This is a genomic window from Streptomyces sp. NPDC015532 (genome assembly GCF_043078065.1).
Classification (GTDB): Bacteria; Actinomycetota; Actinomycetes; order Streptomycetales; family Streptomycetaceae; genus Streptomyces.
Map to the genome: position 1 here is coordinate 38,952 of NZ_JBIBSY010000024.1, position 20,590 is coordinate 59,541.

At 72.3% G+C, this 20,590-nt stretch carries 18 protein-coding genes; 5 read left to right on the forward strand and 13 right to left on the reverse strand.

Annotated features, from left to right (window positions below; all coding sequences use genetic code 11):
• Nucleotides 1-293: 293 nt before the first annotated feature.
• The 4 genes from ACF07B_RS40320 to ACF07B_RS40335 all read right to left on the reverse strand — a co-directional run bounded on the left by ACF07B_RS40320 (nt 294) and on the right by ACF07B_RS40335 (nt 5,091).
• A complete protein-coding gene (locus ACF07B_RS40320; protein WP_392182605.1) occupies nt 294-1,373 on the reverse strand; it encodes a hypothetical protein in 1,080 nt (359 codons plus the stop codon).
• A gap of 38 nt (nt 1,374-1,411) precedes the next feature.
• Nucleotides 1,412-2,347 carry an N-acetylneuraminate synthase family protein gene (locus ACF07B_RS40325; protein ID WP_392182606.1) on the reverse strand — a complete coding sequence of 312 codons (936 nt, stop codon included), beginning with the start codon at nt 2,345-2,347 and terminating at the stop codon, nt 1,412-1,414.
• A gap of 13 nt (nt 2,348-2,360) precedes the next feature.
• The gene (locus ACF07B_RS40330) at nt 2,361-3,668 is read right to left on the reverse strand and encodes a cytidylyltransferase domain-containing protein (RefSeq protein ID WP_392182607.1); all 1,308 of its coding nucleotides are present in this window, start codon (nt 3,666-3,668) and stop codon (nt 2,361-2,363) included.
• A gap of 85 nt (nt 3,669-3,753) precedes the next feature.
• Nucleotides 3,754-5,091 (reverse strand): DUF6716 putative glycosyltransferase, encoded by a 1,338-nt coding sequence (locus ACF07B_RS40335; protein WP_392182608.1) that lies wholly within the window; start codon nt 5,089-5,091, stop codon nt 3,754-3,756.
• A gap of 198 nt (nt 5,092-5,289) precedes the next feature.
• On the opposite strand from ACF07B_RS40335, the gene ACF07B_RS40340 reads away from it, so the two are divergent.
• From ACF07B_RS40340 to ACF07B_RS40350, 3 genes are all read left to right on the forward strand, one after another.
• On the forward strand, nt 5,290-6,270 hold the full coding sequence (locus ACF07B_RS40340) for a glycosyltransferase family 2 protein (RefSeq protein WP_362406425.1): 981 nt from the start codon (nt 5,290-5,292) through the stop codon (nt 6,268-6,270).
• Nucleotides 6,267-7,601: a polysialyltransferase family glycosyltransferase gene (locus tag ACF07B_RS40345; RefSeq protein ID WP_392182609.1), complete on the forward strand. Its 1,335-nt coding sequence runs from the start codon at nt 6,267-6,269 to the stop codon at nt 7,599-7,601. Before ACF07B_RS40340 ends, ACF07B_RS40345 begins: the two co-directional genes overlap by 4 nt.
• 242 nt (nt 7,602-7,843) lie before the next feature.
• Entirely contained in the window at nt 7,844-9,007 is a 1,164-nt protein-coding gene (locus ACF07B_RS40350; RefSeq protein WP_392182610.1) for an acyltransferase family protein, read from the forward strand.
• A gap of 42 nt (nt 9,008-9,049) precedes the next feature.
• Here the strand turns inward: ACF07B_RS40350 and ACF07B_RS40355 are convergent, their stop codons facing one another.
• Nucleotides 9,050-9,709 (reverse strand): TetR/AcrR family transcriptional regulator C-terminal domain-containing protein, encoded by a 660-nt coding sequence (locus ACF07B_RS40355; RefSeq protein WP_369483315.1) that lies wholly within the window; start codon nt 9,707-9,709, stop codon nt 9,050-9,052.
• Nucleotides 9,710-9,771: 62 nt separating this feature from the next.
• On the opposite strand from ACF07B_RS40355, the gene ACF07B_RS40360 reads away from it, so the two are divergent.
• On the forward strand, nt 9,772-11,199 hold the full coding sequence (locus ACF07B_RS40360; RefSeq protein ID WP_392182611.1) for an FAD-dependent oxidoreductase: 1,428 nt from the start codon (nt 9,772-9,774) through the stop codon (nt 11,197-11,199).
• 22 nt (nt 11,200-11,221) lie between these two features.
• Here the strand turns inward: ACF07B_RS40360 and leuE are convergent, their stop codons facing one another.
• Together leuE and ACF07B_RS40370 are read right to left on the reverse strand one after the other, a co-directional pair.
• A complete protein-coding gene (gene leuE / locus ACF07B_RS40365; protein WP_384233906.1) occupies nt 11,222-11,872 on the reverse strand; it encodes a leucine efflux protein LeuE in 651 nt (216 codons plus the stop codon).
• Nucleotides 11,873-12,040: 168 nt separating this feature from the next.
• Complete coding sequence (locus ACF07B_RS40370; RefSeq protein WP_392182612.1) at nt 12,041-13,621, reverse strand: methylmalonyl-CoA mutase; 1,581 nt, start codon at nt 13,619-13,621, stop codon at nt 12,041-12,043.
• Between the two features lie 287 nt (nt 13,622-13,908).
• Here ACF07B_RS40370 and ACF07B_RS40375 point away from each other — a divergent pair, with 287 nt between their 5' ends.
• Nucleotides 13,909-14,790, forward strand: a complete 882-nt coding sequence (locus tag ACF07B_RS40375; protein WP_392182613.1) for a L,D-transpeptidase family protein — start codon at nt 13,909-13,911, stop codon at nt 14,788-14,790.
• A gap of 342 nt (nt 14,791-15,132) precedes the next feature.
• On the opposite strand, the gene ACF07B_RS40380 is transcribed toward ACF07B_RS40375, so the two are convergent.
• From ACF07B_RS40380 to ACF07B_RS40405, 6 genes are all read right to left on the reverse strand, one after another.
• Nucleotides 15,133-16,218 carry a hypothetical protein gene (locus ACF07B_RS40380; RefSeq protein ID WP_392182614.1) on the reverse strand — a complete coding sequence of 362 codons (1,086 nt, stop codon included), beginning with the start codon at nt 16,216-16,218 and terminating at the stop codon, nt 15,133-15,135.
• Nucleotides 16,218-16,880, reverse strand: coding sequence for an RNA polymerase sigma factor (locus ACF07B_RS40385; protein WP_362407362.1), 663 nt, complete (start codon nt 16,878-16,880; stop codon nt 16,218-16,220). The genes ACF07B_RS40380 and ACF07B_RS40385 overlap by 1 nt, the downstream gene beginning before the upstream one ends.
• Nucleotides 16,881-17,465: 585 nt before the next feature.
• Nucleotides 17,466-18,275, reverse strand: a complete 810-nt coding sequence (locus tag ACF07B_RS40390; RefSeq protein ID WP_392182615.1) for a hypothetical protein — start codon at nt 18,273-18,275, stop codon at nt 17,466-17,468.
• Nucleotides 18,276-18,563: 288 nt separating this feature from the next.
• A complete protein-coding gene (locus ACF07B_RS40395) occupies nt 18,564-19,181 on the reverse strand; it encodes an RNA polymerase sigma factor (RefSeq protein ID WP_392182616.1) in 618 nt (205 codons plus the stop codon).
• A gap of 204 nt (nt 19,182-19,385) precedes the next feature.
• A complete protein-coding gene (locus ACF07B_RS40400; RefSeq protein WP_362407371.1) occupies nt 19,386-19,766 on the reverse strand; it encodes a hypothetical protein in 381 nt (126 codons plus the stop codon).
• A gap of 174 nt (nt 19,767-19,940) precedes the next feature.
• A complete protein-coding gene (locus ACF07B_RS40405) occupies nt 19,941-20,513 on the reverse strand; it encodes a hypothetical protein (protein WP_369483306.1) in 573 nt (190 codons plus the stop codon).
• Nucleotides 20,514-20,590: the final 77 nt, after the last annotated feature.

Here is a 20,590-nt window from a genome sequence, read left to right on the forward strand (position 1 = left end):
CGGCAGGGGTTCGCCCGCCGCCGTGCACCGGGGAACGCCGGGTGTGACCGGAACCATTCCCCTTCGTGGTCTCCACGGTCTCACACCACCGCACCCGGGTCCCGAACCCGTCACCGGTTCGCGACGAGGGAGTCACGGTCCGTGATACGGGGGCCCGGAGTGCGGGTGCCGCCGCTCCGGGCGGGAGGGTCCTGTCCGACGGGACAGGCGCGACGGACGGCAGGGCCGGCTCGTGGCGCGTGAACCGGCTCCGGCCCGTGCTCGTGAACCGGCCCGGGCTCGTGGCGCGTGAACTAGATGGTGGTGACCGCCGAGAGGCGGTGGACGTCCCGGGCGGTCCCCGTGACCCCGGACAGGAAGCCCTGGGCCCTCGGCGAGGCGTTCTCCGTCAGCCAGGCGGGGTCGATGTCGCAGACCGCGACCCGCACCTCGGTGCCGGCCAGCGCGAGCGGCAGTGTGTGGACGACCGTGGACGGGAAGCTCAGGATCGTGCGGCCTATGGGGCCGCGCCGGGCGATCAGTTCGAGCGGCAGGTCCGGGCGGACGATCTCCAGGCCCGTCTCGGCGGCCAGCCGGTGCAGTTTCTCCGCGCTCTCGCGGCGGTGGGCGAAATAGCGGGTCGCGCCGTGCGCCCTGGCGAGCGCGCGGACGGCTTCCACGTAGCGGTCCGGGTCGACCACGCCCGTCTCGACGAGCGAGGTGCCGACCAGGTCGGCGCCCTTGGTGAGGCGCGGCGGGCCGAACCGGTCCCGGGTCCAGGCGAAGTCGTTGGCGGTGATCGTGACACCGTCCGGCGCCGATGCGATCGGCATCGAGGAGAACACCTCGACAGTACGGCGCTCGCTGGGCGTCAGCCGGCGGCGGGCCAAGGCTGACACGGGAGCGAAGAGCACGTCCCGGGGGCCGGGGCGGCCACCGCGCCGGTGCCAGCGCACCAGGCGCTCACCGCGGGCGAGCTGGGCGACGAACTCCATCGTCGCCGTGCCGTCGTCCACCACGACCAGGTCGCGCGCCCTGGTGATGGTCAGCAGAAGCTGCACATAGCGGGAGAACGGGTCCCCCATGACGATCCGCCGGGCCCGGCGCAGCATCGGTGCCAGTCCCCCGATGGTGTGGAAGGGGGCCGTGGTGCCGCCGCGCGCCTCCTCCCAGCGGACCGCGTGGCCCTCGTCGCGGGCCAGTTCCGCCATCCGGCGGAGCTGGCCGCGGGTCATCGGGTCGTTGGGGGACAGGACGACGAGGGTGAGCCCCGCGCCGGGCGCCGCACCGTTGTGGGCATGCGCGTGCGCCCACTCCAGCACGTTCAGGAGCTGTACCGGGCTCTCGACGAAGGCGAGAGTGGGGGAGCCGGCGGAACCGGCGCGGGGGCTCATCGAGGTACGACCGTCCCGTCGTAAGGGATTCAGGGCGTTCAGACCGTGACGGGCTCGCCCGCGGCCGCGGCGATCTCGGCCTCGGCGATGACGCCCGTGACGCGGCGCAGCTTCTTCATCGGGCCGAGCTCGGAGTCGTAGACCTTCTTGACCCCGTCGCCGAGGGAGGCCTCGATGGTGCGGATGTCGCGGACGAGGCGGGTGAGGCCCTGCGGCTCGACGGAGGCGGCCTGGTCGGAGCCCCACATCGCGCGGTCGAGGGTGATGTGACGCTCGACGAAGGCGGCGCCGAGGGCGACGGCGGCGAGCGTGGTCTGCAGGCCCGTCTCGTGGCCGGAGTAGCCGATCGGGACGTTCGGGTACTCGGCCTGGAGGGTGTTGATGACGCGGAGGTTGAGCTCCTCGGCCTGCGCCGGGTAGGTCGACGTGGCGTGGCACATCAGGATGTTGTCGCTGCCGAGGACCTCGACCGCGTGGCGGATCTGCTTCGGCGTCGACATGCCGGTGGAGAGGATGACCGTGCGGCCGGTGCCGCGCAGGGCGCGGAGCAGCTCGTCGTCGGTCAGGGAGGCGGAGGCGACCTTGTGGGCCGGGACGTCGAACTTCTCCAGGAAGGCGACGGCCTCGGTGTCCCACGGGGAGGCGAACCAGTCGATGTTCTTGCTCTTGGCGTACTCGTCGATCTGGCGGTACTCGTCCTCACCGAACTCCACCCGGTGGCGGTAGTCGATGTAGGTCATGCGGCCCCAGGGGGTGTCGCGCTCGATGTCCCACTGGTCGCGCGGGGTGCAGATCTCCGGGGTGCGCTTCTGGAACTTGACGGCGTCGCAGCCGGCTTCGGCGGCGGCGTCGATCAGCTTGAAGGCGTTCTCGAGCTCGCCGTTGTGGTTGATGCCGATCTCGCCGACGACGTAGACGGGGCGGCCGGGGCCGGCGGTCTTCGAACCGAAGGTGCGCAGACGGGAGTTGCTCATGGTGAGACGTTCCTTACTTGTCGAGGGAGTCGAGAGAAGGGCCGAGGATCCAGCTGGCGATCTCTCGGATCGCGCCGTCGCCGCCGGGGACGGTGGTGACCGCGCGTGCGGCGCCGCGCACGACGTCGTGGGCGCTCGCGACCGCCACCGGCCAGCCCACGAGGGCGAAGCAGGGGAGGTCGTTGACGTCGTTGCCGACGTAGAGCACGCGCTCAGGCGCGATGCCCTGCTCCTCGCACCACTGCTTCAGTGCGAGGTCTTTCCGGTCGATGCCGTGCAGGACCGGGATCTTGAGCTTCCGGGCCCGGGCGGCGACGACCGGGTTCTGTTCCGTGGACAGGATCAGCATCGTCAGCCCGCTCTTGCGCAGGGCCGCGATACCGAGGCCGTCCCCGCGGTGCACGGAGACGAACTCCCGTCCGTCGGAGTCGATCAGCACCCTGTCGTCGGTCTGGGTGCCGTCGAAGTCGAGGACGACCGCGTCGATGTCGGCGGCGGTCGGGAGGGTGCCGGGCCGGTTCGCGTCGAAGAGCGGCGCGAGGGCCCGGGCGCGGGCGAGGTCGTGCGGGTCGTCGATCTCCAGCACGCGGGCCGGGTCGGTGCGCACGAGTTCGGTGCGGCCGAAGAACCGGTGCCTGGCGATCCGGAAGCCGTTCGCCTCCATGGCGTAGACGGCTCCGGTCTCCAGGAGGTCCTGGGGGCGGTCCTGGCGGCGCGGGCGGAAGGACTTGTCGTGGTTGACGCCGTAGCCGCCACTGACCGTGGTGTCCTCGACCAGGGTGTCGGTGCCGCCGTCGACGGCCGCGCGCCCGGTTTCGACGGCCACCGCGGCGGCGGGCTCGTCGTCCCCGTCGCGCCACACGAAGCCGTGGAAGGGGGCCACGGTCAGCGCCGTGTCCGCTCCGTTCGCGACGAGCGCGTTCACGACGCCGTCCACGTCCTCGCGGATGATGAACGGGCTGGTGCACTGGACGAGCAGCACGACGTCGACCGGGGAGCCGTGCAGCGCCTCGTGGGTGTCCATGGCGTGCAGGACGGCGGCCTCGGAGGTGGCGGTGTCCCCGGCGATGGCGGCGGGGCGCAGCACGACCTCGGCGCCGGCCTGGCGGGCGGCCGCCGCGATGGCCTGGTCGTCGGTGGAGACGACGACGTCGGTCACGAGGCGGGCGGCGCGGCACTCGCGCACCGCGCGGGCCACCAGCGGCACACCGCCGACCGGCAGGAGGTTCTTGGCGGGCACGCCCTTGGAGCCGCCGCGCGCGGGGATCACCGCGAGTACGCGGCGCACCGGCGCGGCCTGGCCCGCTTCGGAGTTGGTCATGCGCTGTGCTCCTTGACGAGGGAGACGAGGGAGGTGAGGAAGGCGTGGGGGGTGAGGGACCGCGGGCAGCCCGCTGTCGGGGCGCTCACAGGTCGCCCATCCGCCGGATCACCGGTGCCACGCGCTGGACGCCGTGGCGGTAGGCGCCGCGGGCGGCCCGGCGCACGAACTGCCGTACGGGGCTGGGTTCCCGGTCCGCCGCCGGGGCGCCGGGCAGCGGGCCGCCGTCCGGGGCGAGGTGGTGGCGGGCGAGGATGCCGGGCAGATAGCCGGGCGCGGTGACGGGCGTGTAGTAGGGGGCGAGCGGCGGCAGCCTGTCCGCCGCCAGCAGCTCGGTGAGGCGTGTCCGGGCGGCGTCGAAGGCGGTCTCGTACGCGTCTCCCTCGGCGGCGACGCCCTGCCGGGCCACCCAGTCCGCGTCGGGAACCGGCCGGTGCCCCGCGTCGAGCTGGTCCCAGGAGGCGAGGCAGCCGGAGCCCACGAAGTGGTGGTTGCCGAGCGCCTCGCGCACCCCGAGGTCGCTGAGGACGACGGTGGGGATACGGCGGTGCAGGGACTCCAGGGCCGCGGTGGAGCTGATGGTGACCAGCAGGTCGGTGCGGTCGAGGACCTCGCCCATGTGCCCGTACACGAGGCGGAAGTTGGCCGGCGGGTCCGCCTTCTGCACCAGTTTCTGGTACGGCAGTTCCTCGATGTGCGTGGTGTGTTCGCCCGGCTTGGAGCGCAGCTTGAGCAGCACCTCGCGGTCCGGGTGCAGCCGCGCGTGGCCGATGAGCCGGTCCAGCAGGTACGTACGGTCCTTGCGGCTCTCCGGCACGGAGGGCTGGGCGGCGAAGACGACCGTGTGGGGCCGCCCCGGCTTCGCGGCCGGGTCGTGCTCCGCGTAGGCGGCCCCGCCGAGGAAGGGCAGCGCTACCTCGGTCACCGATCCGGCGTCGGCGCCGACGCCCTCGTACACGGCCCGGAAGCGGTCCGCGTCCTGGCGGGAGTTGGCGAGGACGAGATCCGCGCCGTGCCGCAGGAGCAGCCCGTCGGCGAGCTTCTCGTAGACGACGCCGACATAGCCGGTGACGACCAGGGGCCGCTTCGCCCGTCCGTCCCAGGCGTGGGACAGGCCGTGCAGGACCGCCTGGACGGCACCGCCGACCAGGGCGAGGACGACCACGTCGTAGACGCGGTCCTCCTGGCCCAGCTCGCGCAGGAATTCGAGGGCGGTGACCTCGCGGAGGGAGTCCGCGCGGACGCCGACCTCTTCGAGCTGGCGGGCGGTCGGGGTGGCACGGCCGCGCAGGAGGAATCCGTCGAGGCGGATGTCCGATCCTGCCGGGGAGAGGCGGCTCGCGGTGAGCGAGCCCCATTTCCACCGGGTGTCGGAATCCGCGAGGACGGCCACCCGCAGCGACTTCGAGGTACTTGCTGGCACGTCCTAGACGCTAGGAAGCCATTCCGAGGAGCGGCCCAACCTGAATACAACAAACGGTTAACAGCGCGTCGACGAATGGGGAATCGGCCAGGGAACGGCTGAGAAAACGACGTGGTTCACGGTACCGCCACGCGTCGTTCACCTTGCATCTCACCAACGGTAAAGACGAATGCCGGGCCGCCCCCTAACGTCACAGGGGTGGTCAAGCTCTCCGTCATCGTGCCGTTCTACAACGTGCAGCAATACGCGCCCGACACCCTGAAGAGCCTGCGTGCCAACGCGCGCCAGGATTTCGAATTCATTCTCGTCGACGACTGCTCGCGCGACGAGACACCGGACATCCTCGCGCGCGCCGAGCGCGAGCTCCCGGGTGCGGTGTATGTCAGACACGAGAAGAACGGAGGACTGGCCACCGCCCGCAACACCGGGATCGACGCAGCGCGTGGCGAGTACCTCACGTTCCTCGACGGGGACGACTGGCTCGCCCCCGGATACTACGAACAACTCGTCTCCTCCATCGAGGACCTGGGCTGCGACTTCGTCCGTACGGACCATGTCCAGTGCACCGCGCGGGCCCGCACCGTCCACCGTGTTCCGCACGGCCGTCGCGGAGTCGTCCTGAACCCCCGTGACGCCATCCTCCCCTCCGACCGCTCCACCTCCGTCGACTACGCCTACGCCTGGGCGGGCGTCTACCACCGCCGGCTGGTCGACCGGGGACTGCTCCACTTCACCGACGGTCTGCGCACGGCCGAGGACCGGCCGTGGATCTGGAAGCTGCACCGGGAGGCGGAATCCTTCGCCACGGTGGGCCTGCTCGGGGTGTTCTACCGGCGCGGCGTCGCCTCCTCCCTCACTCAGATCGGGGACGTGCGCCAACTCGATTTCATTCGCGCGTTCGACCAGGTCGTGGCGGAAACGGCCGAGGACCGGGACGCGGAAAAGCTCCTGCCCAAAGCCGTGCGCACCTATTGCGCGATTATTTCCCACCATCTGGGATCCATCGAAAGGTTCGAGCCGGCAGTGGCACGGAAACTGAAGTCCCTGAGTGCCGTCGCACTGCGCCGAATGCCCCAGGGTGTGCTCGACGAGGCCCTCGACTCGATGGACGTCCAGCGCGCCACCCGGCTGCGCCGGCTGCGCCGACGGCCCGCGCCCGCCGCGGGGGTGGCCGCGTGACCACCCAGATCTTCATGGCGTCCACGCTGTACGGCACGGCCACGCTCGCCGCGGCCCTGGACACCGACGGCTTCGGGCCCGCCGACCGGCGCATCCTGCTCGTCTCGAACAACACGGCGACGCCGGAGACGACGTCCGCGGTGGACGGGATGCCCGGCTTCGAGCGGCTGCGCGGCCGCTTCGACGACGTCATCTCGTGGAACGACACCATCTCCCCCTTCCACCCGGGCGGCTGGGCTCCGCGGCCGGACGACGTCCCCCTGTGGGAGCGGCATCTGCGGCTCGCCTGGGACCTCGGTGACGACGACGTCGAACTGGCCGTGGAGTCGATCCAGGTCAACCCGGCGCTCGGCGTCTCCCAGATCTTCATGGGCGCGCCCGTCACGGTGTACGCCGACGGTCTGATGAGCTACGGCCCCACCCGCAACAAGATCGACCCGCTGGTCGGCACCCGGGTGACCCGGCTGCTCCATCTGGACCTGGTCCCCGGTCTGAAGCCGCTGCTGCTCACCGAGTTCGACGTCGAGCCGCAGATCGTGCCCACGGACGCGTTCGTGAAGGTGCTCGCGGAACTCGTCGACACCGGTGACGAGCTGCCGTCGGTCGACGAGCCGGCCCTGCTGCTCGGCCAGTACCTCTCGGCCCTGGAGATCCTCACCCCCGAGGAGGAGGAGGAACTGCACGTACGGATGCTGAAGGGGGCCCTGACGCTCGGCCACACCCGCGTGGTGTTCAAGCCGCACCCCTCGGCCCCGGCGCGCTGGTCGCGGCTGCTGGAGAAGGAGGCTGAGAGGCTGGGCGCCGACCTCACCGTCCTCGACACCCCGGTCCTCGCGGAGGTCCTCTACCAGCGGATGCGTCCCGCTCTGGTGGTCGGCTGCTTCTCCACGGCGCTGCTCACGGCGTCCGCGCTGTACGGCCTGCCGGTCGCCCGCGTCGGAACCGGCCCGCTGCTGGACCGGCTCACCCCCTACGAGAACAGCAACCGCGTCCCGGTGACCATCGTCGACGCGCTGTTGCCCGACCTATCGGACGGCGCGGCGGTCACCGAACAGCGCCCCGGCATGGGCGTGGCGGACCTGACGAGGCTGCTGAGAGCCGTCGGCTTCGCGATGCAGCCGAAGATCTACCCGGACCTGCGTCCGGCCGCGGAGAGCTATCTGACGAACCAGCTCACCCAGGACACCTGGCGCTTCTTCAAACGCAAGCGCCTGACCTCGCTGGCCCTGCCCGGAGCGGTCCCGGCCCAGCTCGCCTTCATCCCGCGCAACGCGACCGTGCGCCGGGTGGCCCGCAGGGCGCGCTCGCTGAAGCGGGCGGTGGGCCGCTGAGGCGGCCCCGCTTCCCGCGCGGAACACCAGGGGCCCGGTCGGACACGACCGGGCCCGCTCCCTTTCGGGACCGCCCCACACAAGGGCGATTTGTCACGATTCGGAAGAGTCCTCAACGTGAGGGCGTCCCACAGATGAACTCCCGTGGGCAGGACGGCGAACCGGCCTCGCCAGGCCGCAAGTATCCCCGACTATCGGACTAACGTGCTGTGGGCCAGCTGAGTCCCATCGAGGGGAACCTTGTGATCGACACGCCCGAGGAGGCCCGCGGGACGTCGAACGGCACCGTGGTCCGTACCGTCCTGCCACCTGCCGAGACGTCTGCCGCGCCCCGACCCGCGGCGCCCCGGGAGAACCGGCTGCGCGCCCTCGACGGGCTGCGGCTCGTCGCGGCCCTGATGGTGGCGGGGTACCACTACGGCGGCCGGGACGGCGAGGTGGTTCGGGCCTGGGGCAGTTCGCCCAGGCATCAGTTCCCCACCCTGCACCATCTGTTCGCCTACGGCTGCCTGGGTGTGCAGGTCTTCTTCGTGATCAGCGGCTTCGTCATCTGCATGAGCGGCTGGGGCCGGCCGCTGCGCTCCTTCTTCGCGTCCCGCGCCTCACGGCTGCTGCCCGCGTACTGGGCCGCGATCATCATCGTGACGGCCGTGTTCGCCCTGCCCGTGGTGGCGTACAAGACGGTCTCGCCGAGCGACGCGCTGCTCAACCTCACCATGCTCCAGCAGCCGCTGGGCGTCGACCGGGTGCTCGGCGTGTGCTGGACCCTGTGGGCCGAGGTCCGCTTCTACGCCCTCTTCGCGCTGTGCATCGTGCTGCCGGGGGCGAACCGGCAGCGCGTGATCCTGTTCTGCGCCGGCTGGACCCTGGCCGCGGCCGTCGCGCAGGGCGTGAACGAGCCACTGCTCACCACGGTCCTGATGCCGGAGTACGCCCCGTACTTCATCGGCGGCGTCGGCCTCTACCTCGTCCACCGCGACCGGCGTGACGCGTACGCCTGGGGCATCGTCGGCGTGAGCTGGCTGATCGGCCAGCACTACGCGGTCCAGCGCCTGTGGCACGCCCCGAACCCGGAGTTCTTCTCCGACCGCTCGTCCCTCGCCATCGTCCTCGTCGTCACCTTCGGCTACGCCGCCGTCGCGGCGATCGCACTGGGCTGGCTGCACTGGGCGAACTGGCGCTGGCTGACGGTCGCCGGCGCGCTGACGTATCCGTTCTACCTGGTCCACGAACACCTGGGCTGGGTCGTCATCGAGGCCTGTCACCGGACCCTGCACATCCCGTCGTACGGCACGTTCCTGGCCACGGTCGCCACGATGCTGCTGCTCGCCTGGCTGCTCAACCGGTTCGTGGAGAGCCGGCTCACCCCGAGGCTCCGCACGGCACTGTCGAGGCCGCGCCCGTAGCGCGCCGGGGACGGGGAGGGCAGCGGCCGGACGCGGTCGGGCTCAGCCGATCCCGTAGCGCGTCTCGATGCCCGCGACGATCAGGCCGAGCCCTTCCTCGAAGTGCCGCTCGTAGTCCTCGAAGATCTCCGCGCCCGCCGCGGCCGCCAGAGGGAAGTCGGCCATGCGGCGCGCGCGTTCGTCCATGTCGTACCCCTCGCGGCGCTCGCCCGGCAGCGGCTGGACGCCCTGCTCCTCGGTGACGAAGCCGATCGTGTACACGTAGGTGGTGGACGTCGCGCGGACCGCCTGGGTGAGGGTGAATCCCGCCTCGGTGAAGAGCCGCAGCGTCCGCTCCATCTCGACGGCGTGCAGGGTCCCCGTGAAGCGTGAACCGCTGAAGACCTTGGCGCCGTCGCGGTAGCTCAGCAGGGCGGCGCGCAGGCCGCGGTTGGCGGCGAGGAGCCGCTCCCGCCAGCCGTCGCCCTCCGCCGCTCCGGGGACGTCGACCATCCGGCGGTACATCTCCGTGGCCATCTCGTCGAGCAGTTCCTGCTTGTTCTTGAAATGCCAGTAGAGCGCGGGCGCCTGGACGTCCAGCTCCTTGGCGATGGCCCGCAGGGTCAGGCCGTCGAGGCCCGTCTCGTTGAGCAGCCGCAGGGCGGTCTCGACGACCTGCCTCTTGTCCAGCTTGGGGGACCGCTGGGGTCTCTGGGTAACCACACTTGACAGTTTAACGCCGTTAAGGGCATGCTCGCCGCATGGAACTTAACAGCGTTAAGGAGATGGCTGTGGACGTGACCGTGGACGTACTCGTCGTGGGCGCCGGCCCGACCGGTCTCGCCCTCGGCGCCGATCTCGCCCGGCGGGGTGTGGACGCCCTCGTCGTCGAGCGGGCCGACGGGCTGTTCCCCGGCTCCCGCGGCAAGGGGATCCAGCCGCGCACGATGGAGGTCTTCGACGACCTCGGCGTCCTCGACGCGATCCGCGCGGCGGGCGGCGGCTACCCGGTCGGGATGATCTGGCAGGACGGCGAGCGCGTGGGTGAGCACCAGATGTTCGACCCGGCCGAGCCGAGCGACGACTCGCCGTACAACGCGCCGTGGATGGTGCCGCAGTGGCGCACGCAGGAGATCCTCTTCTCGCGGCTCCAGGAACTCGGCGGCCGGGTCGCCTTCGGCCGTGAGGTCGTCTCCGCCGACCAGGACGGGAACGGTGTGACCGTGGGGTTCGCCTCCGGCCCGCCGGTCCGCGCGCGGTACGTCGTCGCCGCCGACGGTGGCCGCTCGGCCGTACGGCGCGCGCTCGGGATCGCCATGGCCGGAGAGACCCTCGACCCGCACCCGATGCTCGTCGCGGACGTCCGGATCACCGGGCTGGACCGCGACAACTGGCATGTCTTCCCGCCGCGTGAGGGCACCGGCGGCTTCCTGGCGATCTGCCCGCTCGCCGGTACGGAGGACTTCCAGGTCGTGGCGCAGTTCCCGGAGGGCACGGACGTCGACCCGTCCCTCGACGGCGTCCGCAAGACCGTCGCCGCGCGCTCCCACCTCTCGCCCGAGGCCGTGACCGAGGTGCGGTGGGCCTCGGACTTCCGGCCGCGCACGGCGCTGGCCGACCGCTTCAGCGCCGGACGGGTCCACCTCGCCGGAGACGCGGCGCACATCCACTCACCGGCGGGCGGGCAGGGGCTCAACACCAGCGTCCAGGACGCCTACAACCTGGGCTGGAAGCTCGGCGCGGTGCTGCGCGGCGAGGCTCCCGCGTCCCTCCTCGACACCTACGAGGAGGAGCGGCTCCCCGTCGCCGCCGACATGCTCGGCCTGTCCACCCGGATCCACCGCGGCGAGGCCCGCCGCGGCAACGAGACCCGTCAGCTCGGCCTCGGCTACCGCGGCTCCTCCCTCGCCGTGGAGACCCGTACGGGACTGCCGGACGAGGCCCTTCGGGCGGGCGACCGCGCCCCCGACGGAACCGTGGACGGCGTACGCCTCTTCGACGTGTTCCGGGGAGCGCACTGGACACTGCTCGCGGTCGGCACGGACGCGGAAGCACCGGCGCTCCCCGGCGTCCGCGCCGCGCGGATCGGGTCGTACGGGCCGTACGGGACCGGGGTCTTCCTCGTCCGCCCCGACGGGTACGTGGGCTGGGCGGGCACCGACGCGCGGGGCCTGGAGGAGTACGCGGCCCGGGTGGGCCTGAGCGCCGGCTGACCGACCCCCGGCCGGACAGGTCCTAGGCTCCGGCGAGCGTGAGCTTGACCGCGAAGCCGAGGAAGAGGGCGCCGGCGGCCGTCGTGGCGCCCGCGGAGAGGCGCTTGCGCCGGCGGAAGGCCGCCGCGAGGCGCGTACCGCTGAATATCAGCGCGGTCAGATACAGGACGCTCGCGAGCTGGGCGAAGGCGCCGAGCACGACGAACGACAGGGCCGGGTAGGCATATCCGGGGTCGACGAACTGAACGAAGAAGGCCACGAAGAACAGGATCGCCTTCGGGTTGAACAGGCTGATCACCAGCGCCCGCCGGAACGGCCGCTCCCCCGCCTCCGCCTCGGTCTCCGCGCTCTCGGCGACGGGCTCCCGCCGGGCCTGCCACATCGCCCGCGCGGCGCGCAGCATCCCGACCGCCAGCCAGGTCAGATATCCCGCACCGGCGTACTTCACGATGCTGAACAGCACCTCGTTCGCCTGGAGCAGCGACGCCACACCGGCCGCCGACAGGGTCATCAGCACGGTGTCCCCGCACCACACACCCGCGGCGGCGGTATAGCCCGTACGGACACCCTTGCGGGCGGCGACGGACAGCACGTACAGCGAGTTCGGTCCCGGCAGGAGGACGATCAGGACGAGACCCGCGAGATAGGTGGGGAGATCGATGACACCAAGCATGAGAGCGAGTGTCGCACGCGGCCACGACAGCGGGCAGGGGCGTCTCGCCGGTCAGTCACCGTCGAGGAGCGTGTCCGCGGGGAAGCCGGGAACGACACCGCCGGATTCGGGGACCGGGACGCTCCGGGCCCGCCGGCCCCGATCGTCCGGACGGAGGAATCGCGCAGGTCAGAAGGCATCCGTCGGCACATACGTCCCCCAGATCTCGCGCAGGGCGTTGCAGACCTCGCCGACCGTGGCGCGGGCGCGCAGGGCGTCCTTCATCGGGTACAGGACGTTGCCGGTGCCCTCGGCGGCCTTCTTCAGGGCGGCGAGGGCGGTGTCGACGGCCTTCTGGTCGCGCTCGGCGCGGAGCCGGGCGAGGCGTTCGGCCTGCTGTGCCTCGATGGCCGGGTCGACGCGCAGCGGTTCGTACGGCTCCTCCTCGTCGAGCTGGAAGCGGTTGACGCCGACGACCACGCGCTCGCCGGAGTCGGTCTCCTGGGCGACCCGGTAGGCGGAGCGCTCGATCTCGCCCTTCTGGAAGCCGTGCTCGATGGCCCCGACCGCGCCGCCCAGGTCCTCGACCCGCGTCATGAGATCGACGGCCGCCGCCTCGACGTCGTCGGTCATGCTCTCGATGACGTACGAGCCGGCGAACGGGTCGACCGTCGCCGTCACGTCCGTCTCGTAGGCGAGGACCTGCTGGGTGCGCAGGGCGAGGCGCGCGGACTTGTCGGTGGGCAGCGCGATGGCCTCGTCGAAGGAGTTGGTGTGCAGCGACTGCGTGCCGCCGAGGACGGCGCCGAGGCCCTGGACCGCGACCCGGACGAGGTTTACCTCCGGCTGCTGCGCGGTGAGCTGGACGCCCGCCGTCTGGGTGTGGAAGCGCAGCATCAGCGACTTGGGGTTCTTCGCGCCGAACTCGTCCCGCATCACCCGGGCCCAGATCCTGCGTGCGGCGCGGAACTTGGCGACCTCCTCCAGGATCGTCGTACGGGCGACGAAGAAGAAGGAGAGGCGGGGCGCGAAGTCGTCGACGTCCATGCCCGCCGCGACGGCCGTACGGACGTACTCGATGCCGTCGGCGAGCGTGAACGCGATCTCCTGCGCGGGAGAGGCGCCCGCCTCGGCCATGTGGTAGCCCGAGATCGAGATGGTGTTCCACTTCGGGATCTCGGTCCCGCAGTACTTGAAGATGTCCGCGATCAGCCGCAGGGACGGCTTGGGCGGGAAGATGTACGTACCGCGGGCGATGTACTCCTTGAGGACGTCGTTCTGGACGGTGCCCGTCAACCGGTCGGCGGGGACGCCCTGTTCCTCGGCGACGAGCTGGTACATGAGCAGCAGCAGCGCGGCGGGAGCGTTGATCGTCATCGAGGTGGAGACCTTGTCCAGCGGGATCCCGTCGAACAGGACACGCATGTCGTCGACCGAGTCGATGGCCACGCCGACCTTGCCGACCTCGCCGTGCGCGAGCGGGGCGTCCGAGTCGTGGCCCATCTGGGTGGGCAGGTCGAAGGCGACCGACAGGCCCGTCGTGCCGTGTGCGATGAGCTGCTGGTAGCGGGCGTTGGACTCCACGGCCGTACCGAAGCCCGCGTACTGGCGCATCGTCCACGGGCGGCCCGTGTACATCGACGGGTAGACACCGCGCGTGTAGGGATACGCGCCCGGCGCGCCGAGTTTCCCGGCCGGGTCCCAGCCCTCCAGGGCCTCGGGGCCGTAGACCGGTGCGATGGGCAGTCCGGACTCGGATTCGCGCGTCATTGCTGTGCCTCCCGTGGAGCGGCCCGATGACAGGAATGCGACCTCGGCTACGGAGCGTAGCGGCAGGCGCGCACCCGATGGAGGGACCCGCGCCGGGACGTTGTCCGACAGACTCCTCCGCGCGCTCGTTTCCCGCCGCTCTTGCGCCGTACGGCGGCTCGTTCCGTGGTTCTCTTCCAACATGCCGCCCAGTTCGCAACCGGTCACCCGCGGGGAGCATCTCAGGTGACATGACGGCGGAACGGGGGCCTGATGTGCACGACAGGACGGGTGGAACAGGGGTCCGGATGCGTACGACTGGCTTGAAAAGATCGCTGGCCGCGCTCGCGGCGCTCGCCGTGGTGAGCGGCTGTACGGCGCACGCGGTGGACGCGGAGGGGAAGAAGCCGCCGGTGAGGATCGCCGGTTCGTCCTCTCCGGCCTCCGGAGCGCAGGGGAAGGACGACGGCAAGCCCGCCTCCCCGTCGAAGGGGGAGGACGGCACCTCCGGCTCCGCGGGTGCGGGGAAGGGCGACGACGGGCCCGCCGCCGCGCCGGCCAAGGTCCTCTGGTCCCGGGGCGACCGGGGTGACGACGTCCGCAGGGCGCAGGCCCGGCTGCACCAGGTCGCCTGGCTGATCACCCCGCCGACGGGGACGTACGACGCCCGGACGGTCGCGGCCGTGAAGGGGTTCCAGGGCAAGCGGGGGCTGCCGCGCACCGGTGATCTGGACGCCGTGACCTGGCAGCGGCTGCGGAGGATGACGCACGAACCGGCCGCCTGGGAGCTGTATCCCTACGGCGGGCAGCCGGCCGCGAAGCCCGACCCGCGCTGCATGAAGGGCCGTGTGCTGTGCGTCAGCAAGACGAGCCGCACCCTGCGCTGGATGATCGACGGCAGGACGGTCTCGGAGATGGACGTCCGGTTCGGCTCGCAGTACACGCCCACCCGCGAAGGGGTGTTCAGCGTCTCCTTCAAGTCACGCCACCATGTGTCGACGCTCTACCACACGTCGATGCCGTACGCGATGTTCTTCAGCGGTGGCCAAGCGGTGCACTATTCCTCGGACTTCGCGGCCCGCGGCTACTACGGCGCCTCGCACGGCTGCGTCAACGTGCGGGACGAGGGCAAGGTGGCGGCGCTGTTCGCGCAGGTCCGCACGGGCGACAAGGTCGTCGTCTACTGGTGACGGGCCTCTGTGCGGGGCGAGAGGGAGTGGGGCGCGGGTGGGACCGGGGGAACGTGTCCCACCCGCGCCAGTTGCACAGAGCCATGGGTACGGGGGGAACCCCGGCTCCGTGCTACGGCCGATGACCAGTCGGCTCATCACGTACTGCGTCGCGGCCGCCGAAAATGTCACACCCAGCCGATAAAACTTTCAACGACATACGAAAACGCAGGTCAGAGGGGTACCGAGACGCGTCGGCCGGAGAGCTGACGGTGTGGCGGCGCGCCCTCGGCAGAGCTGACGACGCGACAGCGGGCCGGCCGGGAAGCCCGCCGTCCGATCAGCGCCTGCGGGAAGGGCCGTTCAGGGCGTCGTACCGGCCGACGGGCCGGGGGTCGTCCGCGGCGCCTCGCTCGGCAGCGGGTGCCACGTCGGTGCGACCGGCAGGAGCCGGGTCAGTCCCGGGCGCAGCACGGTCGGAGCGCCGACACCGTTGTCCCGGGGATGGTTTCCGCCCGGCCCTATGTGGTGGCCGTCGTCGTCACCGCCGCCCGAGTCACCCTGATCGTCCTGGCCGGAGCCGTGCTCGGACCCCTGCCCGCCGTCGTCGCCCGAGCCGTCGCCGGCGCCCACGCCCGGCCCCCGGCCGAGGACGCCCGAGCAGTACAGCCTCACCCGGGTGCCGCCGCCCGCCACATGCTCCAGGGCGCGCCTGCGGTCCGCGTCGAGGTCCTTGCCGTCGAGGACGTCACGGCAGTACGAACGCGTCCGGGCCCACCAGTCGCGGGGGCGGTCGACGCTCCCGGTGGAGCCGGGACGGGGCAGACCACTCGCGTAGTCGGGTCCCGCGGACGAGGAGGCGTTCTCGGAGGGTTCGCCCGACGGACCGTCAGGCACCGGCGCCAGGGCGCCGTTTCCGCCGGAGACTCGGGGTGACGGCGAGGGCGGGGCCGAGACGAGCGGACGGTCCGGGGTCCGTGCGGCCGTGGCCGTCGCGGCCGGGCCCGGGTCTTCACGGGTGAACGGGGTCGGCAGGACTCCGGTTCCGGCCGCGACCGCGACCCCGCCGAGCATCCCGACGGCCAGGACCGCGGCGAGCCCGAACCGGGTGGGCCGTCCCCAGCGCGTCCGGCGTCCGTGCGTGGCGGGGCGTCCGATCCGTACGAGACCGGCGTCCGCGGCGTGCGCCGCGGGGCGCGCGCGGCGGTGGCCGCGGGGCGCGACGACGCCGTCGCCGTCCGCGCGCGCCTTGCGGAACGCGGCCAACGCGGCTGCCTCGCCCGGGAGTTCGTCGCTGGTCGGCTCGGGTTCGACGGCGAGTGCGCCAAGGGCCGCGGCGAGGCGGTCCACCTGCTCACGTGTGCCGGGGGCGACGGCTTCCAGCGGCTCCCCGTTCAGCAGACGCTCCGCGGCGTCCCGGTCCAGCCACCTGTACTGCTCGTCGGCCATCACATGTCCTTCTGCGCCCGCGAACGCGTATGCGTCACACCGGCGGACGTCACCGCACGGGTGCGGGAACCTCGTTGCGGGGGAACGGCGTCGAGCGCGCCGACGGATTCCGGATCGGTGCCGAGGAGCTCCGCGAGCCGTTTCAGACCCCGGTGCGCGGCCGTCCGAACGGCTCCGGGGCGCTTGCCGAGGGTCTCGGCGGCCGACTTGGCGTCGAGGCCGACCACGACACGCAGGACGACGGCCTCCGCCTGGTCCTGCGGGAGCTGGGCGATGAGCGAGAGGGTGCTGCCGGTGGACAACGCCTCCATCGCCTCGGTCGCGGTGTCGGACTCGGCCGCCTTGCCGGTCAGCTCGGTCTCGTCGCCGCCGATCGCGGGACGGCGCCCGCGCATGCGTATGTGGTCGAGCGCCCGGTTGCGGGCGATCCTCGCCGCCCAGCCGCGGAAGCGGTCCGCGTCCCCGCTGAAGCGCTCCAGATCGCGGGCGATCTGGAGCCAGGCCTCGGACGTGACGTCCTCCGCGTCCGGCTCACCGACCAGCGTTCGAACGTATCCGAGCAGGCGTGGGTGCACCGCTCGGTACACAGTCCGGAACGCGGTCTCGTCCCCGTCCTGTGCGGCAAGTACCGCGGCGGTCAGCTCCGCGTCGTCCCCCAGCACCCCCGCGCCCCTCTTTGCGCCTCGACCGGTGTCGCTCTCGCGGACCGGGTTCTCGCCGTCGTGCGTTCCTCGATGGACGGTTCGTGGTCTCAGGTCCGCGTGGTCGTGGTCTGCCGCCCCACGCGGTTCTGGTCCCGGGCCCCACGTGGTCGGGGTCCCCGAGCCCGCACAGTCGTGGCCCAGGTCCCTCGTGGTTGCGGTCGTCCTCTCCCCGCACCGGCGCGAAAGGCACGTTACGGCCTGAAACAGCTCCCCGTCCATGTTCGTACAACGTGCAACTACATGGTGACCGTGCGAGGTGTGACACAAAACGCAGTCACGGCGCTGTAGAGAGTACGGGTCGCCGCGCGGCCCGTGCCGCGCGACGGTCGGGGCCTCTCCTGTGGGGGGTGGCGGCCCCGGCCGTTGCCATCGGCGGGGACGCCTGCCGCCACCCGGCGGACACGCCCGTCACCCTCGCGGCCGGCCCCGCCCCGGCGCAGCCGGTCCGCGCCCGGCCCGGTGGCCCTCCGGCCCCGCTCGCCCCCCTGCCACCGCCGCCTCGCGCGCCTGCCGCTCGCGCCTGGGCGACCGCTCGTTCCTGGACTACCGCCCGCTCCTGGACTTCGCCGGCTTCGGTGTCGCGGCCGGGCTCCGCAAAACCGGCGTCCCGCTCGCGTTCCCGGACGTCCCCGCGTCCTTCGCGCCCTGCGCGTTCTCCGCGCTCCCCGCCCCCCGCGCGCCCTTCGTCCCGGCGTGCGCGGCCAGTTGCCCGGCGCAGAACGCCTCGACCCTGTCCTCGCCTCCGGCCGCCGCGGCAAGCCGCTGCCAGGCCCGCGCGTCCAGGGCGTCGCCCCGGCCCCTCACCGACACGTACGCACGGCAGTGGGCCTCCATGTCCCGGGACCACGGCGGACGGCTCACGGAGCCGCCCGTGGCGAGGGTGCCGGGAGCACCGGGACCGACCGTCGCCACGGCCTCCGGGAACCGGCCGGGCGCGCCTGCGGAAGAACGGGCCACGGCTCCGTCCCGTTGCCCGGACTCGTCGCGGGAGACCGGTCCGATGGCCGCAACCGCGACGCCGCCCAGTGTCAGACCGGCCAGCAGTACGGCGAACACGGCTCGCAGCGAACGGCTCGGCCGCCCCTGCTCCCTGGGGCGCCAGTCGTCCCGCCGCCGGGTGCGCGCGGTGTGCGCTCCGCCGTCCCGCGCGGCGACGAAGGCGGCCACGGCCCGCGTCTGCGCCGTCGTGCCGTCCGCCCGACCGCGCATCGCCGCGGCGAGGAGCCCCTCCAGCGGGGTCGCTCCGCCGCCGGGGTCCGCCAAAGGAGCGACGCGAGGGCCCGTGTCCACGCCGTCGCCGACGTGCCGTTCACCCGTGCCCGGTTGCGCGTCCGGTTCCCTGTGCGGTTCCACGTCCGGTTCCCTCTCCGCCTGCCGCTGCGCCCTGCAACTCCTCGCCGTACCAGGACTCCGCTCCGCGCCCCACGCCGTACGACGCCCGCGCTCCACACGACCTCTCGCGTCCGCGGGACGACACCCCGTCCGGCGCCCCGGCCGCGGGCCGCGGCCCGACGTGCCGCAGCCGTCCTCCGCGCGGCGGCCGTCCGCCGTGCACCATCCGTACACCGGTCGACTTCCTTCCGCCGTACGACGACCCGGTTCCGGACGACGGCGCGGTGCCGGCCGTTCCGGACGTACTGCTCATCCCGATTCCCCCAGCGTCCGGGGCTCCTCATCCGTCACACCCGCGACGCCGAGCTGGCGCGCCAGCCGCTTCAGGCCCCGGTGGGCGGAGGTGCGCACCGCGCCGGGGCGTTTGCCGAGCACCCGTGCCGCGGCCGGTCCGTCGAGGCCGACGACCACCCTCAGGAGCACGGCCTCGGCCTGCTCGCGCGGCAGCCCCGCGAGCAGTTCGAGGGCGTACTCGGTGGACAGGCTCTCCAGTGCCTCGTCCTGCGTGCTGTGCCTGCCCGGCAGGTCCAGCGCGTCCTGTTCCAGGGCGGTTCCCCGTGGCCGTACCCGCAGCCGCCGCAGATGGTCCAGCGCCCGGTGCCGGGCGATGGTCGCGGTCCAGCCGCGGAACCCCGCGCCGTCCCCCCGGAAACGTCCCAGGTCCCGGGCTATCTCCAGCCAGGCGTCGGACGCCACGTCCTCGGCGTCGTCGCCGACGATGCCGCGCAGGTAGCCCAGCAGTCCGGGCTGCACGATCCGGTACGCGGTCGCGAAGGCGACCTCGTCCCCCGCCTGCGCCCGCGCCACGGCCACGCCCAGTTCCGCGTCGTACGGCTGCGCGCGGCGGGGTTCCCCTCCCTGGCCCAACACTGTCCTCGTTCGCACCGAGTTCGCCCGAATGTGCCTGTCGGCGCGGCCGTCCGCGCCGACACCCTCATGGTCATCAGCGTCGGGCCCCACGGAAATGTCACAGTGCGTCAGACACTCTCCCGGGCCGGCCGGACCGGCCGGCCACCGGCAGCGGACGCCGCGGGCCCGGTGCCACCCGGCCGGCGGGACCTCGGGCACCTGTCAGCGGGCGGCCTCGCGGCACAGCAGGCGCAGGGAGCCGTCGCCCGCGTAGCAGCGGCGGGCCTCGTCGATCGGGTCCCACAGTCGTCCGTCGGGCGTACGGAGCCAGTGCTCGCCGCCGGTCTCCCACCACTCGGCACCGGTGTGACGGGCGACCACCTCACCGGCGTACGCCCCGAATCCGCGCAGCACGCTCTCGACGGCGGCGTACGGGGCGCCGTCCCGGCGTATCTCGTCGATCACGCGGTCGACGCGCCACAGGCTCTGTGCCGAGTAGTCGAGGCGAAGCCGGGCGCCCTCACGCATGACCGCGACCGTGTCGGCCGCCCAGCGAACGGGCTTCGTCGCGGCCGAGGGCCGCGTTGCTTGAGTTGCGTTCACACCCGATAGAGCGCGACGGCGGCCGGATTCGTCACGCGTTCGAGCGGGGGTTCGCGACACCGGCCCAGGACCGCCATCTCCGCCCCGGAACGATCACACAAACCCCTCAGGAACAAGGTTTGGGGTGCGCCGGAGCCGTACCGCCTCCGGCGCACCCTCGCGCGCTGGTCCGGGCTAGGCCCGTCCGCGTGCCCTGCGGGAGACCACCGCTCGCAGGACGCGCCGCCCCTCCGTCGACGCGTCCAGGGCGAGCCTCAGTCCGCCCGTGCCGTGCTCGGCGAGCAGCTCCAGGACGGAGACCTGGCGGCGCAGTTCGGCGGCGACGAGGGGGGACATGCCCTCGGTGCGCCCCTCACGGCGTGCCGTCACGCACGCCTCCGCGTCGTCGGCGTGGTCGAGGAACCGGTGCACCTGGAGCGCCGCCACCGAGCAGGCGTCGGACCAGGCCCGCAGCTCGTCCTCGGAGGGCTTCGCGGGGACCGATTCGAGCATCCCGCGGGCGAGCTCGGCGGCATGGTCCTCGTCGGTCACGGCCGGCTCGGGGTCCTCCCCGTCCAGCTTGGCCCGCGCCTCCTCCAGACGCGTTCCCCACTCGGCCCAGGTGTCCGCCTCCGCCAGGCTGGCCCACAGGGGCCGCAGGACGTCGTCGTCACCGCCGAGCAGCGGTACACACCGATCCAAACAAGCCAGACCACTGGCTGCCAGACCTCGTTCGTCGGCCCGGGCGATCAGTTCCACCAGACTCATCCTGACTCCCTCGAAATGCACTCGACAGGGCGCCCTTGCCTTACGGAGCCCGCACTTCCCCTTACTGCGTGCAACGG

Bases quoted from the DNA above. Each gene is read 5' to 3' on its own strand.
- ACF07B_RS40320 (WP_392182605.1), bottom strand. From the start codon at position 1,373: ATGAGCCCCCGCGCCGGTTCCGCCGGCTCCCCCACTCTCGCCTTCGTC.
- ACF07B_RS40325 (WP_392182606.1), bottom strand. From the start codon at position 2,347: ATGAGCAACTCCCGTCTGCGCACCTTCGGTTCGAAGACCGCCGGCCCC.
- ACF07B_RS40330 (WP_392182607.1), bottom strand. From the start codon at position 3,668: ATGACCAACTCCGAAGCGGGCCAGGCCGCGCCGGTGCGCCGCGTACTC.
- ACF07B_RS40360 (WP_392182611.1), top strand. From the start codon at position 9,772: ATGGCTGTGGACGTGACCGTGGACGTACTCGTCGTGGGCGCCGGCCCG.
- leuE (WP_384233906.1), bottom strand. From the start codon at position 11,872: ATGCTTGGTGTCATCGATCTCCCCACCTATCTCGCGGGTCTCGTCCTG.
- ACF07B_RS40370 (WP_392182612.1), bottom strand. From the start codon at position 13,621: ATGACGCGCGAATCCGAGTCCGGACTGCCCATCGCACCGGTCTACGGC.
- ACF07B_RS40375 (WP_392182613.1), top strand. From the start codon at position 13,909: ATGCGTACGACTGGCTTGAAAAGATCGCTGGCCGCGCTCGCGGCGCTC.
- ACF07B_RS40380 (WP_392182614.1), bottom strand. From the start codon at position 16,218: ATGGCCGACGAGCAGTACAGGTGGCTGGACCGGGACGCCGCGGAGCGT.
- ACF07B_RS40405 (WP_369483306.1), bottom strand. From the start codon at position 20,513: ATGAGTCTGGTGGAACTGATCGCCCGGGCCGACGAACGAGGTCTGGCA.